The 19501-nt window shown below is 72.4% G+C and carries 18 protein-coding genes; 4 read left to right on the plus strand and 14 right to left on the minus strand.

Features of this window, described 5'->3' with window-relative positions:
- Positions 1–282: 282 nt before the first annotated feature.
- The 3 genes from ACH4TL_RS06855 to ACH4TL_RS06865 are packed head-to-tail and all read right to left on the minus strand — an operon-like array spanning position 283 to position 3081.
- Positions 283–1668 (minus strand): cryptochrome/photolyase family protein, encoded by a 1386-nt coding sequence (locus ACH4TL_RS06855; RefSeq protein ID WP_398310800.1) that lies wholly within the window; start codon positions 1666–1668, stop codon positions 283–285.
- Between the two features lie 25 nt (positions 1669–1693).
- Positions 1694–2500 (minus strand): anti-sigma factor domain-containing protein, encoded by an 807-nt coding sequence (locus ACH4TL_RS06860; RefSeq protein WP_398310797.1) that lies wholly within the window; start codon positions 2498–2500, stop codon positions 1694–1696.
- Positions 2497–3081 (minus strand): sigma-70 family RNA polymerase sigma factor, encoded by a 585-nt coding sequence (locus ACH4TL_RS06865; RefSeq protein ID WP_398310794.1) that lies wholly within the window; start codon positions 3079–3081, stop codon positions 2497–2499. The genes ACH4TL_RS06860 and ACH4TL_RS06865 overlap by 4 nt, the downstream gene beginning before the upstream one ends.
- 163 nt (positions 3082–3244) lie before the next feature.
- Between ACH4TL_RS06865 and ACH4TL_RS06870 the strand changes: the two genes are divergently transcribed.
- Positions 3245–4168: a class I SAM-dependent methyltransferase gene (locus tag ACH4TL_RS06870; protein ID WP_398310791.1), complete on the plus strand. Its 924-nt coding sequence runs from the start codon at positions 3245–3247 to the stop codon at positions 4166–4168.
- A 9-nt stretch (positions 4169–4177) separates the two neighbouring features.
- On the opposite strand, the gene ACH4TL_RS06875 is transcribed toward ACH4TL_RS06870, so the two are convergent.
- The 5 genes from ACH4TL_RS06875 to ACH4TL_RS06895 all read right to left on the minus strand — a co-directional run bounded on the left by ACH4TL_RS06875 (position 4178) and on the right by ACH4TL_RS06895 (position 10178).
- The gene (locus ACH4TL_RS06875; protein WP_398310788.1) at positions 4178–5356 is read right to left on the minus strand and encodes a S1 family peptidase; all 1179 of its coding nucleotides are present in this window, start codon (positions 5354–5356) and stop codon (positions 4178–4180) included.
- A 157-nt stretch (positions 5357–5513) separates the two neighbouring features.
- Positions 5514–6353, minus strand: a complete 840-nt coding sequence (locus tag ACH4TL_RS06880) for an aldo/keto reductase (RefSeq protein WP_398310785.1) — start codon at positions 6351–6353, stop codon at positions 5514–5516.
- A gap of 45 nt (positions 6354–6398) precedes the next feature.
- Positions 6399–7094: a hypothetical protein gene (locus tag ACH4TL_RS06885; protein WP_398310782.1), complete on the minus strand. Its 696-nt coding sequence runs from the start codon at positions 7092–7094 to the stop codon at positions 6399–6401.
- Positions 7095–7213: 119 nt separating this feature from the next.
- The gene (locus tag ACH4TL_RS06890) at positions 7214–9040 is read right to left on the minus strand and encodes an AMP-dependent synthetase/ligase (protein ID WP_398310779.1); all 1827 of its coding nucleotides are present in this window, start codon (positions 9038–9040) and stop codon (positions 7214–7216) included.
- A gap of 256 nt (positions 9041–9296) precedes the next feature.
- Positions 9297–10178: a LysR substrate-binding domain-containing protein gene (locus tag ACH4TL_RS06895; protein WP_398310776.1), complete on the minus strand. Its 882-nt coding sequence runs from the start codon at positions 10176–10178 to the stop codon at positions 9297–9299.
- A gap of 141 nt (positions 10179–10319) precedes the next feature.
- Here ACH4TL_RS06895 and ACH4TL_RS06900 point away from each other — a divergent pair, with 141 nt between their 5' ends.
- Positions 10320–11402 carry a bile acid:sodium symporter family protein gene (locus ACH4TL_RS06900; protein WP_398310773.1) on the plus strand — a complete coding sequence of 361 codons (1083 nt, stop codon included), beginning with the start codon at positions 10320–10322 and terminating at the stop codon, positions 11400–11402.
- A 34-nt stretch (positions 11403–11436) separates the two neighbouring features.
- Positions 11437–12162, plus strand: a complete 726-nt coding sequence (locus tag ACH4TL_RS06905; RefSeq protein ID WP_398310770.1) for a hypothetical protein — start codon at positions 11437–11439, stop codon at positions 12160–12162.
- Here the strand turns inward: ACH4TL_RS06905 and ACH4TL_RS06910 are convergent.
- On the minus strand, positions 12151–14067 hold the full coding sequence (locus tag ACH4TL_RS06910; protein WP_398310767.1) for an exo-alpha-sialidase: 1917 nt from the start codon (positions 14065–14067) through the stop codon (positions 12151–12153). The two genes, ACH4TL_RS06905 and ACH4TL_RS06910, sit on opposite strands and share 12 nt — an antisense overlap.
- Before the next feature lie 117 nt (positions 14068–14184).
- Positions 14185–15114 carry a zinc-binding alcohol dehydrogenase family protein gene (locus ACH4TL_RS06915; RefSeq protein ID WP_398310764.1) on the minus strand — a complete coding sequence of 310 codons (930 nt, stop codon included), beginning with the start codon at positions 15112–15114 and terminating at the stop codon, positions 14185–14187.
- Positions 15115–15218: 104 nt separating this feature from the next.
- Between ACH4TL_RS06915 and ACH4TL_RS06920 the strand changes: the two genes are divergently transcribed.
- Positions 15219–15677 (plus strand): MarR family winged helix-turn-helix transcriptional regulator, encoded by a 459-nt coding sequence (locus tag ACH4TL_RS06920; protein ID WP_398310761.1) that lies wholly within the window; start codon positions 15219–15221, stop codon positions 15675–15677.
- Between the two features lie 20 nt (positions 15678–15697).
- Here the strand turns inward: ACH4TL_RS06920 and ACH4TL_RS06925 are convergent, their stop codons facing one another.
- From ACH4TL_RS06925 to fdhD, 4 genes are all read right to left on the minus strand, one after another.
- Positions 15698–16954 (minus strand): serine hydrolase domain-containing protein, encoded by a 1257-nt coding sequence (locus ACH4TL_RS06925; RefSeq protein WP_398310758.1) that lies wholly within the window; start codon positions 16952–16954, stop codon positions 15698–15700.
- Positions 16955–17050: 96 nt separating this feature from the next.
- Complete coding sequence (locus ACH4TL_RS06930; protein WP_398310755.1) at positions 17051–17809, minus strand: SDR family NAD(P)-dependent oxidoreductase; 759 nt, start codon at positions 17807–17809, stop codon at positions 17051–17053.
- Between the two features lie 105 nt (positions 17810–17914).
- A complete protein-coding gene (locus ACH4TL_RS06935) occupies positions 17915–18499 on the minus strand; it encodes a TetR/AcrR family transcriptional regulator (RefSeq protein WP_398310752.1) in 585 nt (194 codons plus the stop codon).
- Between the two features lie 84 nt (positions 18500–18583).
- Positions 18584–19450 carry a formate dehydrogenase accessory sulfurtransferase FdhD gene (gene fdhD / locus ACH4TL_RS06940; RefSeq protein ID WP_398310749.1) on the minus strand — a complete coding sequence of 289 codons (867 nt, stop codon included), beginning with the start codon at positions 19448–19450 and terminating at the stop codon, positions 18584–18586.
- Between the last annotated feature and the right edge of the window lie 51 nt (positions 19451–19501).

Consider the following 19501-nt stretch of genomic DNA (forward strand, 5'->3'; position numbering starts at 1 on the left):
CCGAAACCGGGGGCTGCGCCCCCCCCCCGGGCCCCCTTGGGGTTGCGACGCCGGGTGCGGGCCGGTGGCCGGGTTGTGCCCACCCGTTCCTCCCCCAGCTACCGCTGGGAGGTGCCCCCTCTGCGGAACGATTGCCCACAACCAGGTCACGTCCCCGGCCCTCACGGGGCTGGCCGTGCTTTGGGGCGGGATTAGCCATATCTCAGCCCCTCCGGCGTTTGAGGAGCGGAGTCCGGGGCGGAGCCCCGGGTCGGGTAGGGGCGGGGTGGGGAAGACTCCGCGTCAGCGGATTTGGCGGGACTCACGGAAGCGGGTGGCGGCTTCGGCCAGGTCCACGATGGGGGGTGGGTAGGACAGCGCGGAGCGCTCGGGAGCGGGGAGCGCCCAGGGGGTGTGGACCCGGCGGCCGGGGACGGCGGCCAGTTCCGGCACCCAGCGGCGTACGTACGCGCCGTCGGGATCGAACCGCCGGGCCTGGGCCAGCGGGTTCAGGACCCGGTTGGGGCGGGTGTCGGTGCCCGTACCGGCCACCCACTGCCAGTTCAGCTGGTTGTTCGCCACGTCCCCGTCCACCAGCAGATCCAGGAAGTGCCGCGCCCCCACCCGCCAGTCCACGTACAGCGTCTTCGTCAGGAAGCTCGCCACCAGCAGCCGCGCGCGATTGTGCAGCCACCCCTCCGCCGCCAGCTGCCGCATGCCCGCGTCGACCACCGGGTAGCCCGTGCGGCCCGCCTTCCACGCCGCGACGGCGGCGATCGCGTCGTCGTCGGACCGCCAGCGGTCGCCGCGCGGGCGGTAGTCGGCGTGGGAGGCGTCCGGGCGGGCGGCGAGGACCTGGTGGTGGAAGTCGCGCCAGGCGAGCTGCCGCACGAAGGCGTCGGCGCCGGGCCCGCCGGACTCGCGCGCCCGGCGCACCAGCTCCACGGGGGAGAGGCAGCCGAAGTGGAGGTAGGGGGAGAGCCGTGAGGTGGCGTCGCCCGCCAGGTCGTCGTGGAGGTCGGCGTACGCGCCCAAGCCGGACCGCAGCCATGCGGTGAGACGGCGGCGCCCGGCCCGTTCGCCGCCCTCGGGCAGCGCGGGGGAGGTGCTGCCGGAGGCGAGCGCGGACACGGCGTCGACCGGCTCGGACCGCACCTCCGACGGCACCCGCACAGCGCGCGGCGCGGCGAGCGGCCTGCGCAGTTCGACGCCCTGCCAGGCGCGGAAGTACGGGGTGAAGACGGCGTAGTGGGACTTGCCGGAGGGGGCCAGGGCACCGGGCTCGGCCGCGGTCAGGACGGTGCCGTGGACGTGCAGGGCGTCGCCCAGCACCTTCCTCAGCTCCGCCTCCCGCCGTCCCGCGTACGCGCTCACCCCGCCCGCGATGTGCACCTCCCCGGCGCCCACCTCCCCGGCCACCCGCCGGATCTCCTCCACCGCATCACCCGCACGGATGACCAACCGGCCCCCGCGCTCCCGCAGGCCCGCGTCGAGGTCGGCCAGGCAGTCCCGCAGGAACGCCACCCGGTTGGGCACGGCGAACCCCGTCTCCGCCACCCGGCGGTCCACGACGAACAGCGGGACGACCCGGTCGGCCGAGCGGAGCGCGGCGTGGAGCACGGGGTTGTCCCGCAGCCGCAGGTCGGAGGTGAAGACGGCGAGTGAGGTACGGGGCTTCGAAGGGGTCACTCCTCTCCCTTATCACCGGCCGCCCTCACCCCGCCGGGAGCGACATCAGCCCGATCGGATCGGTGGTGGGCGTCTTGGAGCCCCCGGCGGGCTCGACCGTCACGCCCACGCCGGACGCCTTTCCGACCGCACCGCTCAGCAGGGCGGCCGTGCCGCCGCCGGTCCCGGTGTCGGCGGAGTCCATGAGCCCGGCCGACCGCATGGTGCCCCCGTCGCTGAACCACAGCTGGTACACCCGCCCGTCGGGCGGCTTCGGCAGGCCGGAGGCGAGGAAGGCGGCCTTGTCCAGCGCGTGCGAGACCACGACCGTGCCGGTGGCCCCGTTGGTCAGCTTGGCGTTGCGGCTGTGGGCGTCCGGGGCGGCCAGCACCTCGGCGACCGCCTCGACCCGCGCCACCTGCTGTTCGGAGCTGCGGGCCGTATCGCGCGCGTCGGACGCCTGCTGGTTCTGCCAGAACGCGACGCCGCCCAGCGCCACCGCCCCGGCGAGACACGCCGCGAGCGCGAAGTTCTGCCAGCGGCCGCCGCGCGAGGAGCGCCGGGGCGCGGCGCCGCCGCCGGAGAACTCCGGTTCGCCCCTCGCCACCCGCGGCGGGTCCTGACGCACCGTGGCGATGCGCCGCATCACATCGTCCTTGAGCACCGGCGACGGCGTCAGCGAGGTGGCCATGCCCAGCTTGGCGGCGGTGGCCCGCAGCTCCCGTACCTCCTGGGCGCATGCCTCGCAGTCGGCCAGATGCCGTTCGAAGGCCAGCAGCTCCCGCCCGGAGAGGGCGTACACCGCGTACGCGCCGGTCAGCGTGTGCAGATCCGCTCGGTCCGCTCTGGTCATGCCCCGACCCCCATGCAGTCGCGAAGCCGGATGAGTCCGTCCCGAAGTCTGGTCTTCACCGTGCCGAGCGGCAGCTGGAGCAGCTCCGCCACCTCCCGGTAGGTGCGGCCGCGGTAGTAGGCGAGGGTCACGGACTGCCGCTGGAGCTCGGTGAGCCCCTGCATGCAGCGGCGCACCTGTTCGCGCTCCAGCCTGGCCTCCACCTGCTCGGTCACCTCGTCGAAGGCCGGGGTGCGGTTCAGCAGCGCGGCGCGCTCCTCGCGGTCCGACGCGGACTGCGCGGACCGTACGCGGTCGACGGCGCGCCGGTGGGCGAGCGTCATGATCCACGCCATGGCGCTGCCCCGGGCGGGCTCGAACCGGGCCGCGCTCCGCCACACCTCGACCAGCACCTCCTGGGTGACCTCCTCCGCCTGGGCGGGGTCGCGCAGCAGACTGCGGGTCAGCCCGAGGACGGACCCGCTCACGGCGTCGTAGAGCGCAGCGAAGGCGTTCTGATCTCCCCGGGCCACCAATCCGAGCAACTCCTCGAGGCTGGGGCCCCTGGGGGCCGGTCCACCGATGAACACGGGCTCTCTCACTAGCCGTCCTTCCGGATGAGCATGACGACACCACGCAGTCGTCGTATCTCATTCGTCGCCCGGGCGGGTGCGGATTGGTCAACATGAGTGCGGGGACCGGCGAATTTGCCGTTACGGCAAGGAAGTTTGGCAAAGCGGCCCCGGCGCGAGGAGGCTCACGGCCATGAGCGCACACGACCACGCCCACCACGGCGCACACGACCACGCCCACCACGCCCATGGCGACGGCCATCAGCCCGACTGGGACGCCCTCGCCCCGGTACTCGAACGGGGCGCCGAAGTGCACGCCCCCATCTACGAACAGGCCACCGCCTGGCTGCGCGAGCGGTTCGCCGCGGCCGACGTCCCCGTACGTCGCGTCCTCGACGTGGGCAGCGGCCCCGGCGTGGTGACCTGCCTCCTCGCGCGGGCGTTCCCGGACGCCGAGGTCGTGGCCGTGGACGGTACGCCCGCCCTGCTGGAGCGGGCCCGGGAGCGCGCCGCCCGGCTCGGGCTCGCCGACCGCGTCACCACGCTGACCGCCGAGATGCCGGACGGTCTGGACCCGGCCACCCTCGGTACCGCGGATCTCATCTGGTCGACCCGGGCCGTGCACCATGTGGGTGATCAGCTCGACGCGCTGCGCAGGCTCGCCGCCGTGCTGCGTCCCGGTGGGCTGCTGGCGGTCGGGGAGGGCGGGCTGTCGCCCCGCTTCCTGCCGCGGGACGCGGGCCTCGGCCGTCCCGATCTGCTGGCCCGGCTCGACGCCGTCCAGGCGGAGCGGTTCGCCGAGATGCGCGCGGAGCTGCCGGGCGCGACGGAGACCGTGGAGCACTGGCCGGGGCTGCTCACGGAGGCCGGTCTGACCGGCGCCGCCAGCCGCAGCTTCCTGCTGGACCTGCCCGCGCCACTGGACCCCACGGCACGCGAGTTCCTGCGGACCGAGCTGGACCGTTGGCGCGAGGGCGCCGCCGACCGTCTCGACGGCGGCGACCTCGCCGCGCTGGACCGGCTGCTCGACCCGGATGACGAGGCCGGGATCATGCGGCGGCCGGATGTGTTCCTGCTGACCGCGCACACCATTCACGCGGCGGCCCGTCCGGAGTGAGGGGAGTCGTCAGCCGGTGGTGAGGGTGAGCCCGTAGGCGCTGAGGATCGGGTTCACCGGCTGGTAGTACGTCGTACCGCCGACGGTGCAGTTGCCCGAGCCGCCGGAGAGGACGCCCTGCGCCTCGGTGCCGGAGACGAACGAGCCGCCCGAGTCGCCGGGCTCGGCGCACACGCTGGTGCGGGTCACGCCGCGGATGGTGCCCTGCGGGTAGACCACGCTGGTGTTGTGCTGCTGGATCGTGCCGCAGTGCCAGCCGGTGGTGGAGCCCGAGCGGCAGACGGACGAGCCGACCGGGGCCTGCTGGGAGCCGGTGACCGTGACGGTGGTGGAGTTGGGGCCGATCACCAGGGGGGTGGGCGTCCAGTCGGCGTTGGTGGCCACCCAGGCGTAGTCGTTGCCGGGGAACACCGAGCCCTGGAAGGTGCCCTGCGCGACCCGGTTGAAGCCGGCGGTGGTGTCGCCCTGGTCGCCGCAGTGCCCGGCGGTGACGAAACCGGCCTGGCTGTTCTGGGTGACGGAGAAGCCGATCGAGCAGCGGGCGGTGTTGTTGATGTAGTACGCCTCGCCGCCCCGCAGGTCATAGAGGGGAGCGGGCCGCTCGGCCGACTTCACGACCCGCACCATGCCGGGGTCGACACCGGTGGCGTCGATGAACCCCTGGGCCGCGGCGGGCTGGGCCGACTGGACGACGACGCTGTTGCTCTTCACGTCCACGTACCAGAGGGAGACGGTGGTGGCGGACGGGGGGCGCTCCTTGGCCGTCCGGTCCAGCGCGTCCATCGCGGAGTTCAGCTGCGCCAGACTGTGGCCGACGACGGTGGCCTTGGCGCCGGAGGCGGCGATGGCGCCGCTCTGCGCCTGGTCGGTGGTGCCGACGGTGACTTCGGCGGTGTTCCCGGTCACCCAGGTGCCCGCGTAGCTGCTGCCGAGGTTCTTGCGCCAGCCGGGTTCGGCCTGTCCGGCCTTGTATTCGTTGGAGATCCGGGTCCGCGCCTCGTCGGCCGTCAGGCCCAGGTCGCGCTGCATGGCGGCGAGCACCTCGGGCGGGACCTCCCGGTGGGAAGCGGCCGACGGGACCGGGTCGGCGGCGGCGGGGGGTATGCCCGCACCGGTGAGGAACAGGGCGGCCAGGGCGACGGTGCAGCCGGTGGTGAACTCAAGGCCATGACGGCGTCTGCGGCGCATAATGCGTTCTCCTGTCGCGTGTCACGCTGCGTATCTTTCTGAGCGCCAAGCGTAATTGCGGTGGCAGGGGAGCGCTCGCCCCGTCGGGCGCGGGCATGACGCCGCCCCGCCGCGCGATGCGCGACGGGGCGGCGTGGGGGCGGGTGTCAGGCCGTGATCAGACCTGGGTCAGGTTGAAGGTGTCCGGGTTCGGGCCCAGGCGGTTGCCCGAGTCCAGGGCGCCGATGGCGGACAGGTCGTCGGAGTCCAGCTCGAAGTCGAAGACGTCGATGTTCTCCTTGATCCGGGACGGGGTCACGGACTTCGGGATGACCACGTTCCCCAGGTCGAGGTGCCAGCGCAGCACGACCTGCGCCGGGCTCTTCCCGTGCTTCGCGGCGATCTCGCCGAGCTTCGGGTCCTCCAGCAGGCCCTTGCCCTGGCCGAGCGGCGACCAGGCCTCGGTGGCGATGTTGTGGCGGGTGTTGAAGGCGCGCAGCTCCGACTGCTGGAGCTGCGGGTGCAGCTCGACCTGGTCGATCACCGGGGTGACCGAGCCCTCGGACAGCAGCCGCTGGGTGTGGGCGGGGTGGAAGTTGGACAGCCCGATGGCCTTGGCGCGGCCGTCGGCGTAGATCTTCTCGAACGCCTTCCAGGTGTCCACGTACTTGTCGACCTCGGGCAGCGGCCAGTGGATCAGGTAGAGGTCCACGTACTCCAGGCCGAGCTTGGTCAGCGAGGTGTCGAAGGCGCGGAGCGTCGAGTCGTAGCCCTGCTCGGAGTTCCAGAGCTTCGTGGTGACGAACAGCTCGTCACGCGCGATGCCCGACGCGGCGAGCGCCTTCCCCGTGCCCTCCTCGTTGCCGTAGATGGCCGCGGTGTCGATGTGGCGGTATCCGGCGTCCAGTGCGTTGCGCACCGCCACCTGTGCCTCGTCGTCCGGTATCTGCCAGACGCCGAAGCCGAGCTGCGGGATCCGGACGCCGTTGTTGAGGGTGATGAAGGGGACCTTGCTCACGAGCCGTCGATCCTTACGTCGGAATGCGTACAGATACTTCTGGCGTCAACGGTCACCGGGCGCCACGCATTCCCGGTCCGGGAGCCGTACCGGATGCGGGATCTCCGCGCGGAAACGGTGCGGGGCGTGCCCCTCGCGTACCGTCGCGCCCACCGCGACCGCCGCCAGGCTCACCGTACCTCGCGGTGCCCGCACCACCATGACCAGCCGGTACGTACCGCCGATGCGGACCGCGCCGGTGCGGCGGATCTCCCAGCCGGGGTCGGAGCGCAGCTCCCGCCGCGCCTCCAGACAGACCCGCTCGCCGGGCGGTGGCGCGTGGTGGTCGTCCCGGAGCCCCAGCCGGGGTCCGAGCCGGACGGGCGCGGACGCGTCCGAGGCGTCGGTGGCGTCAGTGAGCTGATGCGGGGCCATGGACCAGGCGACAGGACGGAAGGCGGGACCCGCCTCCGCTTCGGGGACCGACAGGGTCAGATCGAGGTTGACCGTGTGCAGCGCCGGTTCCGGCGCGTCCTCGGCGCAGCTGATCGCGCAGTGCAGCAGATGGTAGGCGGCGGTGTGCGCCTCGGCCTCCAGGAAGGCCAGCAGTTCCGGGGCCCCGGCGACCAGCTCGGGCGTGACCGGGACGGACACGGGACCACCCAGGGTGATGTGCCCGGTCAGCGCCGGGGCCTGGGGAGTCTCCTCGGAGACCAGGGTCAGTTCGCGCTCGGGAAGTGCGGGGAGAATGACGTCGATCATTTCGTGCCCCCTTCGCGGCTCGGTGATTCCCAGGGAGTGCGCACGTCCCGTACGACGCCTCGGTGTGGCGTTACGACGCGTGAGGCGTGGCGTACGACGCCGAGGCGGGCGTATTGCGGCTAGGTCCGGTACAGCGCCTCGACCTCGACGGCGTATGCCTGTTCGATCGCCTTCCGCTTCAGCTTCAGGGACGGTGTCAAGAGACCATGCTCCTCCGAGAACTGCGCGGCAAGTATGCGGAAGGTACGAATCGACTCGGCCTGCGAGACCGTGGTGTTCGCCGCGACCACCGCCCGCCGGATCTCGGTCTCCAGATCCGGGTCCCGCACCAGCTCGTTCGCCGCCATCGTCGGTTTGCCGCGCATCGTCAGCCAGTGCGAGACGGCCTCCGGGTCCAGGGTGACCAGGGCCGCGACATACGGGCGGTCGTTGCCGACCACGATGCACTGGGCCACCAGCGGATGCCCCCGCACCCGGTCCTCAAGACCCACCGGTGAGACGGTCTTGCCACCGGAGGTCACCAGGATCTCCTTCTTCCGCCCGGTGATCGTCAGATAGCCGTCGTCGTCCAGCGTGCCCAGGTCGCCGGTGGCCAGCCAGCCGTCGCGCAGGATGGCGTCGGTCGCCTTCGGGTCATTGAGGTAGCCGTTGAAGATCTGGCCGCCGCGCAGCCAGATCTCGCCGTCGTCGGCGATGTACACGGTGGTGCCGGGGATCGGCTGGCCGACCGTGCCGTAGCGGGTCCGCTCGGGCGGGTTGGCGGAGGCGGCCGCGGTCGACTCGGTGAGTCCGTACCCCTCGTACACGGTCACGCCCGCGCCCCGGAAGAACAGCCCCAGCCGCCGCTCCATGGCCGAGCCGCCCGACATCCCGTGCCGGACCCTGCCGCCCATCGCGCCGCGCACCTTGCTGTACACGAGCTTGTCGAAGAACTGGTGCTGCATCCGCAGCGAGGCGCTGGGGCCGGTGCCGAGGCCGAACGCCTTCTCCTCCACCGCCTCCGCGTACCGCACCGCGACGTCGACCGCCTTCTCGAACGGCCCCGACCTGCCGTCCGCCTCCGCCTTGCGCCGCGCCGAGGAGAACACCTTCTCGAAGATGTACGGCACGGCGAGGATGAACGTCGGCTTGAAGGACTGGAGGTCCGGCAGGAGCGCGGACGCCGCCAGCTTCGGCTGGTGGCCGAGCTTGACCCGGCCGCGGATCGCGGCGACCTGCACCATCCGGCCGAAGACGTGCGCGAGGGGGAGGAAGAGCAGGGTGGCGGCCTCGTCGCCGCGCTTGGAGTGGAAGGCGTCCTCGTACCGCTCGACGACGTTGTCACACTCGGCCATCAGATTGGCGTGGCTGATCACACAGCCCTTGGGACGGCCGGTGGTGCCCGAGGTGTAGATGATGGTCGCGGTCTGCTCCGGGGTCATCGCCAGCCGGTGCCGGTCGACCAGGTCGTCGTCGATGGACTCGCCGTCGACGAGCAGCTGCTCCAGCGCCCCGGCGTCCAGCTGCCACAACCGCTTGAGGTACGGCAGCCGGCCGACCACCGAGCCGACCGTCATGGCGTGGTCCTCGTGCTCGACCACGCACGCCGAGACGGACGAGTCGTGCAGCATCCAGAAGACCTGCTCGGCGGAGGAGGTCGGGTACAGCGGCACGCTCTGCGCGCCCACGGTCCACAGCGCGAAGTCGAACAGCGTCCACTCGTAGCGGGTGGGGCACATGATGCCGACCCGGTCGCCGAACCGGACGCCCTGGGCCAGCAGCCCCTTGGCGAGCGCCACCACCTCGTCCCGGAACTGGGCCGAGGTCACGTCCTCCCAGCGGCCGTCGGGTGTCTTGCGCGCCAGCGCCACCCGACCAGGATCGGACTCCGCATGCTCGAAGACGGCATCCGCCAGTCCTCCGGCCTGGGGCGCCGACGCCAACGGGGGGACGGTGAACTCGCGCAATACCTGCTCCTTGAAGCCGCTCCGCACAGCGCCGCGACCGTACCCGATCCGGTGCCCCGGACGGGAGAGGTGTTTCGTCGGGTAATGAGTGGAATGTGTGCTGGACAGTGAGGTGAAAGGGTGTCAAACGGTCACTGTGGCGGCCGGTTTGTGCTCACTCTGCCCCTATGCCCCGCATGTGTGGCTGATATGTGACGACTTTCTGCACGGAATCTCTCCGATGACCGCACAGCTGACGGCGCGGTCGTGGCGCAGGTCACGGCGCGGGCCGTGGTGCAGGCCATGGCACCGGCCCGGCCATGATCGCTTCCGCCAGCCGCTCCGCCGCGGCCCGGGTCGCGGTGTCCCGCCGCCGCTCCCCGTACAGCAGGACGAAGTCCACCGGCCCCAGCTCCGGCAGCCCGGCCCGCTCCGGCACCGGCACCAGGCCCGGCGGAATCAGGCCGTCGGTGTGCGCCATCACTCCGAGCCCCGCGCGCGCCGCCGCGACCAGCCCGTTGAGGCTGCCGCTCGTGCACACGATCCGCCATGGTGTGCCGTGCCGCTCCAGCACGTCCAGCGCCCGGGCCCGGGTCAGCCCGGGCGGTGGGAAGACGATCAGCGGCAGCGGGCGGCCGGGGTCCAGCCGCAGCCCCTCCGCGCCGATCCACACCAGCCGGTCCCGCCACACCAGCTGCCCCTGCGGCCGCTCCTCGGACCGCTTGGCCAGCACCAGATCCAGCTTCCCCGCCTCCAGCTGCTGGTGCAGGGTGCCCGACAGCTCGACCGTCAGCTCCAGATCCACCTCGGGGTGGTCGCGGCGGAACCCCTTCAGGATCTCCGGCAGCCGGGTCACCACGAAGTCCTCCGACGCCCCGAACCGCAGCCGCCCGCGCAGCCTGGTGCCCCGGAACCAGCTCGCCGCCCGCTCATTCGCCTCCAGGATCGACCGCGCGAACCCGAGCATCGCCTCGCCGTCCTCGGTCAGCTCCACCCCGTGGGTGTCCCGGCTGAACAGCTGCCGCCCGGCCGCCTCCTCCAGCCTGCGGACGTGCTGGCTCACGGTGGACTGGCGCACCCCGAGGCGGTGCGCGGCCTGGGTGAAGCTCAGGGTCTGCGCGACGGCGAGAAACGTACGGAGCTGGGCGGGGTCGAACACCCATCCACTGTAGGCAGGGGTCATCACGGAACGCGATAGCAGTCAGTGCGGTATGCGGGATTCCCGATGGGCCCGGCCGCGGGCACTCTGGAGAGGGCCCCGTCCGCACGCCGGGGCCCACGGCACCGAGAAAGAGAGTTCATGCACCGCCCGCACCGCCCGCACCATCCGCTCCGCTCGATCAAGCTCCCCTCCTGGCTGCCGCTGGACGGCTTCATCCTCGCCCTGGTCGGCACCGTCGCCTTCGCCGCGCTGCTCCCGGTCAGCGGCCGGGCCGCCACCGTGACGGACGGGGCCACCACCGTCGCGGTCGCCTTCCTCTTCTTCCTCTACGGCGCCCGGCTCTCCACCCGCGAGGCGCTGGACGGAGTACGCCACTGGCGGCTCCATCTGACCGTGCTGGCCTGCACCTTCGTCATCTTCCCCGCGCTCGGCCTGGCCGCCCGCGGCCTGGTGCCTCACGTCCTCACCCAGCCCCTCTACACCGGGCTCCTCTTTCTGTGCCTGGTGCCCTCCACGGTCCAGTCCTCGATCGCCTTCACCTCGCTCGCCCGGGGCAACGTCGCCGCCGCGATCTGCGCGGGCTCCTTCTCCAGTCTGATCGGCATCGTCGTCACCCCGGTCCTGGCCGCGCTGCTCCTCGGCAGCGGTGGCGGCGGGTTCTCCGCCGACTCGATGGTCGAGATCGCGCTGCAACTGCTGGCCCCCTTCCTGGCCGGTCAGTTCCTCCGCCGCTGGATCGGCGGCTTCATCGCCCGCCACCGCGCGGTGCTGCGCCTGGTCGACCGCGGCTCGGTCCTGCTCGTCGTCTACGCGGCGTTCAGCGAGGGCATGAACCGGGGCATCTGGCACCAGATCACCCCGGTCCGGCTGGCGATCCTGCTGGCGGTGGAGGCGGTGCTGCTCGCGCTCATGCTCACGCTGACCACGTACGGCTCCCGGAAGCTGGGCTTCCCGCGCGAGGACCGCATCACGATCACCTTCGCTGGCTCCAAGAAGAGCCTGGCCGCGGGGCTGCCCATGGCCAGCGTCATCTTCGGCGCCCAGGCGAGCCTGGCGGTCCTGCCGCTGATGCTGTTCCACCAGATGCAGCTGATGGTGTGCGCCGTCCTGGCCCGCCGCTTCGCGTCCCGCGCCCCGGAACCCGCATCGGAGCCCGCCCCGGAATCCGCCCCCGAGGCGTTGCAGTCGGAGGCGCCGCAGTCCTCGGCCATGAGTCGCTGAGCGATTCTTCCGGCAGCTCCGCTAATCTCCCCACATGTCGAACACTCTTACCCATGGCGCCTTTCGTACGGGGCGCTTATGGGCCGGGGCCGGTGTGCTGTCCCTCGTGCTGTTCGGGTCACTCACCCTGGCCGGGGTCGGCTCCCTCGAATTCGACGAGCGCTGCGGCCACGGCATGGTGACGGGCCCCGGGCGGCTGCTGGACGTCCGTCGCCAGGCGTTTCCCCCGGCCGTCATCTGCGAGTACGAGGGCGGAGAGGTCTCCGCGGGCGGCACCGGGGTGCTGGGCGCGGTGGTCTGGTGCGCGTTGGTGGGGCTCGTGCTGTGCGTGGTGCTGGCGCTGCTGGCCGAATGCGTCGAACTGCCCGCCGGGACCGGCCTCCAGATCTCCCGTACGGAGCGGCTGCGCCGTACGGGGACGGCCTTCTTCGTCACCGGCTCCTTCTTCGCCCTGGTGTACGGCCTGGCGGCCTGGCCGCTGCTCACCGGCCCGTCCTCGGCCTGTTCGGCGGGCGGGGAGTGGGGGAGCTATCCGCCGAAGACGCTGGACTACACCCTGTTCCCGCCGCAGGCGACCTGCATGTTCCACAGCGGGACGACCTCGCGGCTGAACGCGGGCTGGGTCGCGAGCCTGACGGTGATGCTGGCCGTCCCCGCGCTGATCTCCGCGGCCGGGCTGGCGCTCGCATGGCGGCGCGGGCGGCGTGAGGCGCACGCCGCCCGCGCCGCGGGCTCGCCGAGTGAGGCGTCAGCGGGGTGAGTGGACGCGGTCCAGAGGGAGCTGGGCCGTGGCGGACTTCGCCTCGACCGGGGCGTTGAACTCGCGGACCCGCCGGAGTTCGGTGTCGGTCAGCGCCCGGGCGTAGACGCGGACCTCGTCCAGGGCGCCCGTCATCCGGGAGCGGCCGTCGACCGCCTCGCCGAGATGGAGGGCGAAGGGGGAGGAGCGGCTGATGGTGCCGGGCGCGTCGGGCGCGGAGGCCGGAGCGGTGCCGTCCACCGTGAGGGTGAGGCGGCCGTCGGTGCGGGTGAGGGCCAGGTGGTGCCATGCGCCGTCGTTGTGGGCGGCGGTGGTGGCGACCGAGGCCGAGGTGTAGGTGGCCGGGCCGCTGACGGTGGTCATCAGGGCGCGGACCCGGTTTGACGATGGCTCACCGCGCACCCAGACCTGCGCCTGCTTGCTGCCGATGCCGCCCATCCAGAGGAACGGATGCTGCCCGGAGGCGGCGGAGTAGCGGAACCACAGGCTGATGGTGAAGTCCCGGGTGCCGAGCGGCAGCGACGAGCGGTAGGGGAGGCGTACGGCGTCGTCCGTACCGTCGAACGCGAGCGCCCCGCCGAAGCGGCCCTCGGTCCCGGTGGCGCCGCCGAGGACGGTCGCGGGGCGGGCCCGCGGCGCGCGGTCGTCCGTGACCGGGGACGGGGCGGCGCGCGGGCCGAGCCAGTCCTCGGTGAAGCGGGCGAAGCGGATCTCGTCGCGGGCGTCCACCGCGCCGCCCTCGTACATCAGCCCGACCGTGCCGGGCGAGATCAGGGCCATGTCGGAGTAGCCGGACCAGTCGGTGGTGACGACCTTGCCGCGGTCGGTCCCCTCCCAGCTGCGGGCCTCGTCCCAGGAGGAGCGGATCATCATGGTGCGGCGCCGGTCGGGGTCGGCGGGCGCCGAGAACAGCAGCCGCCCGGGACCATCGGGCCCCGCGTCGCGCAGCCGCAGGACCGAGCCCTGCACCATCGGCGTGGACAGGTCGGGGATGGCGCGGAAGGGCGCGGCGAAGCTCTCGCCGCCGTCGCGGCTGACGGCGTAGTCGCGGTGGCCGAGGTCGGTGCCGTCCTGCTCGCGCCCATTGACGTACACCGAGCCGTCGGCCCGCTCCACCAGCGTCATCTCCGACGGCTTCTGACGGAACGTCCCGTCCTGCGCTATCGGGTACGAGTCCACCGCGCCGATCTTCCAGCGCCTGCCGCCGTCGTCGCTGTAGGCGAGCGCCGCGTGGTTGGCGGTGATGCGGGTGCCGTCGTGGCTCTCGGTGTTGACGGTGAACAGCAGCCGCCCCTTGTGCCGCCCGTGCTTCAGCTGGATGCCGTGCACCGGGCCGGTGGCGTACCAGGAGTTCCACGACGGCGGCAGCAGCGTGGGGCTCAGATCTCGCGGCGTGGACCAGGTGGCGCCGTCGTCGTCGCTGTACTGGAGGTGCGGGGTGCGGTCGCACGGCACATCGCAGCTCTGGGAGTCGTCCCGGCCGGTGTTGTACGTGCTGGCCAGCAGGATCCGGCCGGTGCGCGTGTCCACCACGGGCGCCGGGTTGCCATGGGTGTCGCCGCCGCCCTCGTTGACCACCTGTAACGGGCCCCAGGTGCGGCCCCCGTCGGTGGAGCGCTTGAGCACCAGGTCGATGTCCCCGGCGTCGCCGCAGTTGTCCTTGCGGCCCTCGGCGAAGGCGAGCAGGGTGCCGTCCTTGGACTTGACGATCGCGGGGATCCGGAAGCAGAAGTACCCGGTGTCCTGGGCTGACTTGAAGAGGATCTGCTGGTCGAAGTCCGAGGAGCCGCTGTCCGCGGCCCGCGCCGGAAGCGGTGTCAGGGCCAGCGCCGCGGCGGCGAGAAGCACCGCGGCGCGGCGCCGCCAACGTCTGGTCCGGGGGCGTGTGCGGGGATCTGACGCCATGGTCACGACCTGCCCTTCAGAGCCATCTGGACATCAAGACATCACGACATCCCATGTCCCATGGAGACTGTCGCAGAAGTGTCCCGCTTTGCGACCCGTTGAAACAAGGACCGTGCGTCAGGGGATGAGGACGACCTTTCCCTCGCTGGTGCGGGACTCGATGATGTGGTGCGCCTTCGGGGCCTGGTCGAGCGGTATCTCGGCGTGCACGGCGGGGCGCAGCCGGCCCTCGGCGAACAGCCGCCACAGCTCCTGGCCGTGCCGGGCGTACAACTCGGGCCGTGTCCGGGAGAAGTGAGTCATGCTCAGGCCGGTGATGGTGGACGAGCCGGAGAGCAGGGCGTGTGCGGGGACGGTGCCGCCGCCGGAGTTGAAGAAGACCAGCCGACCGGACGGGGCGAGGGCCGCGAGGGCGCGGGGGAGGAGGTCGCCACCGACGCCGTCGAGCACGGCGTCGACAGGATCGCCCCAGGATTCGTCCCCGTACGCCACCACCTCGTCCGTGCCGAGGCCGCGCAGGAACGCGGCCTTCGCCGGGGAACCGGCGGCTGCGACGACGCGGCGGACCCCCTGGATGCGGGCCAGTTGGACCGCCAGATGACCGACACCGCTCGCGGCGCCCGTGATCAGCAGCGATTCGGCGGGGGAGGGTGCGGCGGTCGTGAGGGCGGCGAGGGCGACATGGCCGCCGCGGACGAGGGCGACGGCCTCCACGGCGGTCGCGCCGTCCGGGACGGGCGAGGCGGTGAAGGCGGGGGCGGTGGTGAGGTCCGCGTAGGAATCCGCGAACGAGATCGCGGCCACCCGGTCGCCGACGGCGAAGCCGGTGACGCCGTCGCCGAGCGCGGCCACCCGGCCCGCGACATCGCCGCCGAGTACCCCGGGCAGCGGTGTGCCGGTGTCCCGGACGCGGCGGACGCCGGGCAGGGCCACGCCGATCGCCTCGGTGCGGATCAGCAGCTCGCCGGGGCCGGGTACGGGCGGGTCGGCCTCTTCGAGGCGGAGGACGTCCGGGCCGCCGTGGGCGTGGAAACGGACGCGGCGCATGGGGCCTCCCGGGGTGCTGGATTCATTGGGCGGCCCAACGGTAGCGGGAATCGTTGGAATTGCCAACGTTGGGTCTCCCAATGATGTGCGGGTAGGCTGAGGCCATGCCCGAGACCCCGTTCGCCCCCGCCCGCATCCGCTCCCTGCCCAGCTGGCTCCTGGGCCGCGCCGCCGCCCGTGGGCACCGTCTGGTGGCGGAGGCGCTGGCCCGGGAGGGGATGCGGATGATGCATCACGCGGTGCTGTCCGCCGTCGCGGAGCTGGGGCCGGTGTCCCAGGCGGAGCTGGGGCGCAGCCTCGCCATCGACCCCAAGGACATGGTGGGGATCGTCGGCGACCTGGAGCGGGAGGGCCTGGTCAGCCGCAGCCCCGATCCGCGCGACCGCCGGAAGAACGCGATCGCCATCTCGGAGGAGGGCGAACGGCGGCTGGTGCGTACCCGGCAGCTCGGCGACGAGGCCAACGACGAGCTGACGGCGGGGCTGAGCGCGGCCGAGCGCGAGCAGCTGATGGCGCTGCTGCGGCGGGTGGCCGAGCCCGACGAGCCGTGCCGGGAGGAGTAGCGGGGGCTTCTGCCCCGGCGTCAGGGTTTACGCGCGCACATCACCTCGTCCAGCAGCGCCTGGACGGCGCGCTCGGCCGCGAGGAGCTGTTCGTCGTCGGACGTCGAACCCGTGGTCATGATCACGACCGTGCGCCGCCCGTGCCCGTCCGTGGCGGTCCTGACCGAGCCGCCGTCGAGGTCGCCGCCGTGGCCCCAGCGGGATCCGCCGCAGGTCAGCGGCTGCTGTGCCAGCCCGAGGCCGTAGCGCATCCCGGGGAAGGCCATCTCGTAGGCCGCGTTGACCCGGACGGTGCGACGCATCTCGGCGAGCTGTGCCGGTGGCAGCAGCCTGCCGCCCAGCAGTGCGCTGTAGAAGCGGTCCAGATCGCGGTCGGTGCTGATCAGGGCGCCCGCGGAACCCGCCCAGTTCACATTGCGGAGGGTGGTGTCGGTCCACTCGGGCGAGCCGGGGAAGCGGTGATAGGTGTGCGCGTGCGGGCCGTACAGACGCGGGTCGTCGCCGGGCGCGTACGTACCGGTCAGGTGCAGCGGGCGGACGATCCGGTCGCGGACCTCCTCGGCCCAGGGGTGCCCGGTGGCCTTCTCGATGATCATTCCGGCGAGGAGGTAGCCGGGGTTGGAGTAGTTCCACCGTGGATCCGGGTCGTCCTCGGCGGCGGGCGGAAAGTCGGGCCGGTGCTTCATCGCTCCGGCGACGATCTCCTCGGGGGCGATGTGGCGGTACCGGTTCTGCTCGAAGGCGGCGGCGGTGTCCCCGGTCTCCTCCGTGGGGTCGTAGCGGTAGATGCCGCTGGTGTGCTGGAGCAGATTGCGGATGGTGATCCGGCTGCCGTCGTTGCCGTTGCCGCTCACCACGCCCGGCAGCCACTTCTCGACCGGATCGCTCAGCGACAGCCGTCCCTCGGCGACCAGTTGCAGTACCACGGTGGCGGTGAACGTCTTGGTGACGCTCGCGGCCCGGTAGTTCGCCCCGTACGGCATGGGGCGGCCGGTGTTCCGCTCGGCCTCGCCCGCCCGTGCGCGGATCCGGCGGCGGCCGTCCCGCACCTCCACCGTGATGCCGGTGTACCCGGCGTCGCGGAGGATCCGATTCACCCGGTGGCGCAGCTCTTCCGGGGTGAGCGGGGAGGACGAGGTGGACGCGGTGGGTGCGGCGCGGTGATCGGCCGTGGCGGCCGGGACGGCGGCGGCACCGACGAGGAGGGCGGCTGCCGCTGTGGCGGCCGCGGCGAGGCGTAAACGGGCCGTTCTCGTAGGGCTGTGACGTCGGCTCATGTCGCCCCAGGCTGCCGGGGCGAGGGGACCGGGACCATGGTGACGGCCCCCGGGCGAGGGTGGGGGCAGCCCCACGCCACGGCGGCATCCGGACCGTCAGGCCGCGGAGCCACTGTCCACGACCAGGTCGGTGCCGACCACCGAGCCCGCCGCCGGGGAGGCGAGATAGAGCACCGCCGCCGCGATCTCGTCCGCCTCCGCGAGCCGCCCCAGCGGGGTCTGCGTCTTCATCCGCTCGGCGCGGCCGGCCTCGGTCTCGCCGGGCAGCAGTGACATGGGGCCGTCGGAGGCGCCGGGGCTCACCGCGTTGATCCGGATGCCCTGGTGGATGTGGTCGAGCGCGGCGGCCCGGGTCAGCGTGGAGACCGCCGCCTTCGAGGCGCTGTACGCCCCGAGGCCCGGAACCCGGAGGTGGGCGCCGAGGTTGGACGAGACGTTGACGATGACCCCGCCGCCGTTCTCCTTCATGTGCGCGATCTGGTGCTTCATGGCCAGCCAGACGCCGGTGACATTGGTGCGCAGCACCGCGTCCCAGTCCTCCTCCTCGATCTCGCCGACCGGCCCCCGGCCGCGCATGATCCCGGCGTTGTTGACCGCGATGTCCAGTCCGCCGAAGCGGCTGACGGCCTCGCGCACCAGATCCCGCAACCGGCCGGAGTCGGTGACATCGGCGGTGACGGCGGCGGCCCGGCCACCGGTGGATTCGACGAGGCGGACCGTCTCGGCCAGCGTGGCCGCGGTGCGCCCCGCGGCCACGACGGACGCGCCTTCGGCGGCGAAGGCGAGCGCGATGGCCCGGCCGAGGCCGGAGCCCGCGCCGGTGACGAGGGCGGTCTTTCCGGTGAAGCGGTTCACTGTGTGACTCCTTGTGCGGTGAGGATATTTGACCGATCGGTTCAATATGAGGGCGTGAAAGGGCAGGGAAGGTGGTGGTGAGGGGACGTGCCGTCCGGGTGGGGCTCAGTCCAGCAGGGCCAGGGCCTGCTTCGCCGCGTCCCGCACCCGGGCCGGGTCGTCCGACGCCTTGCCCACCACTCGCAGCCCCTGGAGCAGGACGAACAGCATCCGTGACAGCGCGCGGGGGTCGCGGTCCTCGGGAAGCTCCCCCTGGGCCTGGGCTCGTATCAGCGCGACATACAGCGGGGTCTCCACATGGTCCCAGCTCACCTCCACCCGGCGGGCTACCACCGGGTCGTGCGGGGCCAGTTCGGCCGCGGTGTTGGTGACCAGGCAGCCCGCCAGGCGCTTCTCCGGGGACGCGGCCTCCTCGGCGAAGCGGTGCACCAGCGCCCGCACCGCGGGCAGCGCGGGGCCCGGCTGGGACAACTCGGCCACCAGTGACGGGTCGCGGGTCTCCGCATAGCGGTCCATGGCCTTCAGGTACAGCTCGTGCTTGTTTCCGAAGGTCGCGTAGATGCTGGCGCGACCGATGCCGAGATGCTCGACGAGGTCCGCCATCGAGGTCGCTTCATAGCCGCGCCGCCAGAACAGCTCGAGAGCTGATTGCAGCGCGGCCTCCGGATCGAACTCCTTCGTCCTGGCCATGGGAAAACCCTAGCAGCCAACCAGAACGATCGGTCAATAACTCTTTCGAGGGACAGCGGGAGCAGCGGGGGCAGGGGGAGTGCCTCAGGCCGCGGATCCGCCGACCGCCGTCGGCAGGGCGAGGCGGTGCTCGCCCGCGTACACGTTCATCGACGCGCCGCGCAGGAAGCCGACCAGCGTGAGCCCCGTCTCGTCCGCCAGGTCCACGGCCAGCGAGGACGGTGCCGAGACCGCCGCCAGCACCGGTATCCCCGCCATGACCGCCTTCTGCGCCAGCTCGAAGGAGGCCCGGCCCGACACCAGCAGCACGGCCCCGGACAGCGGCAGCAGCCCCTGCTGGACCGCCCGCCCGACCAGCTTGTCCACCGCGTTGTGGCGGCCCACGTCCTCCCGTACGTCCAGCAGCTCGCCCTCCGGCGTGAACAGCGCCGCCGCGTGCAGTCCACCGGTGCGGTCGAAGACGCGCTGGGCGGCGCGCAGCCGGTCGGGCAGGGAGGACAGGGTCTCCGGGGTGATGCGGACGGGGGCGTGCCGCTCGTCCGGCTCGTCCAGCTTCCAGCGGGCCGTGGTGCGGACGGCGTCCAGGCTGGCCTTGCCGCACAGCCCGCAGGAGGAGGTCGTGTAGACGTTGCGTTCGAGGGTGATGTCGGGGACGGGCACACCCGGCGCGAGCCTCACGTCCACCACGTTGTAGGTGTTGGAGCCGTCCTCGGTCGCGCCCGCGCAGTAGACGATGTTCGCCAGTTCGTCCGCGCTGCCGAGCACCCCCTCGCTCACCAGGAAACCGGCGGCGAGCGCGAAGTCGTCGCCCGGTGTGCGCATCGTGATCGCCAGCGGCCGCCCGTTCAACCGGATCTCCAGCGGCTCCTCGGCCACCAGGGTGTCCGGGCGGGTGCTCACCGCCCCGTCCCGTATGCGGATGACGCGGCGTCGCTCAGTGACCCGTCCCATGTCGATCAGTCCCGGTTCTGTGCGTGGTCTCTACGTGGTCCCGTGCGGGGT

The sequence above is a fragment of the Streptomyces sp. NPDC021115 genome (genome assembly GCF_044333065.1).
GTDB lineage: Bacteria > Actinomycetota > Actinomycetes > Streptomycetales > Streptomycetaceae > Streptomyces.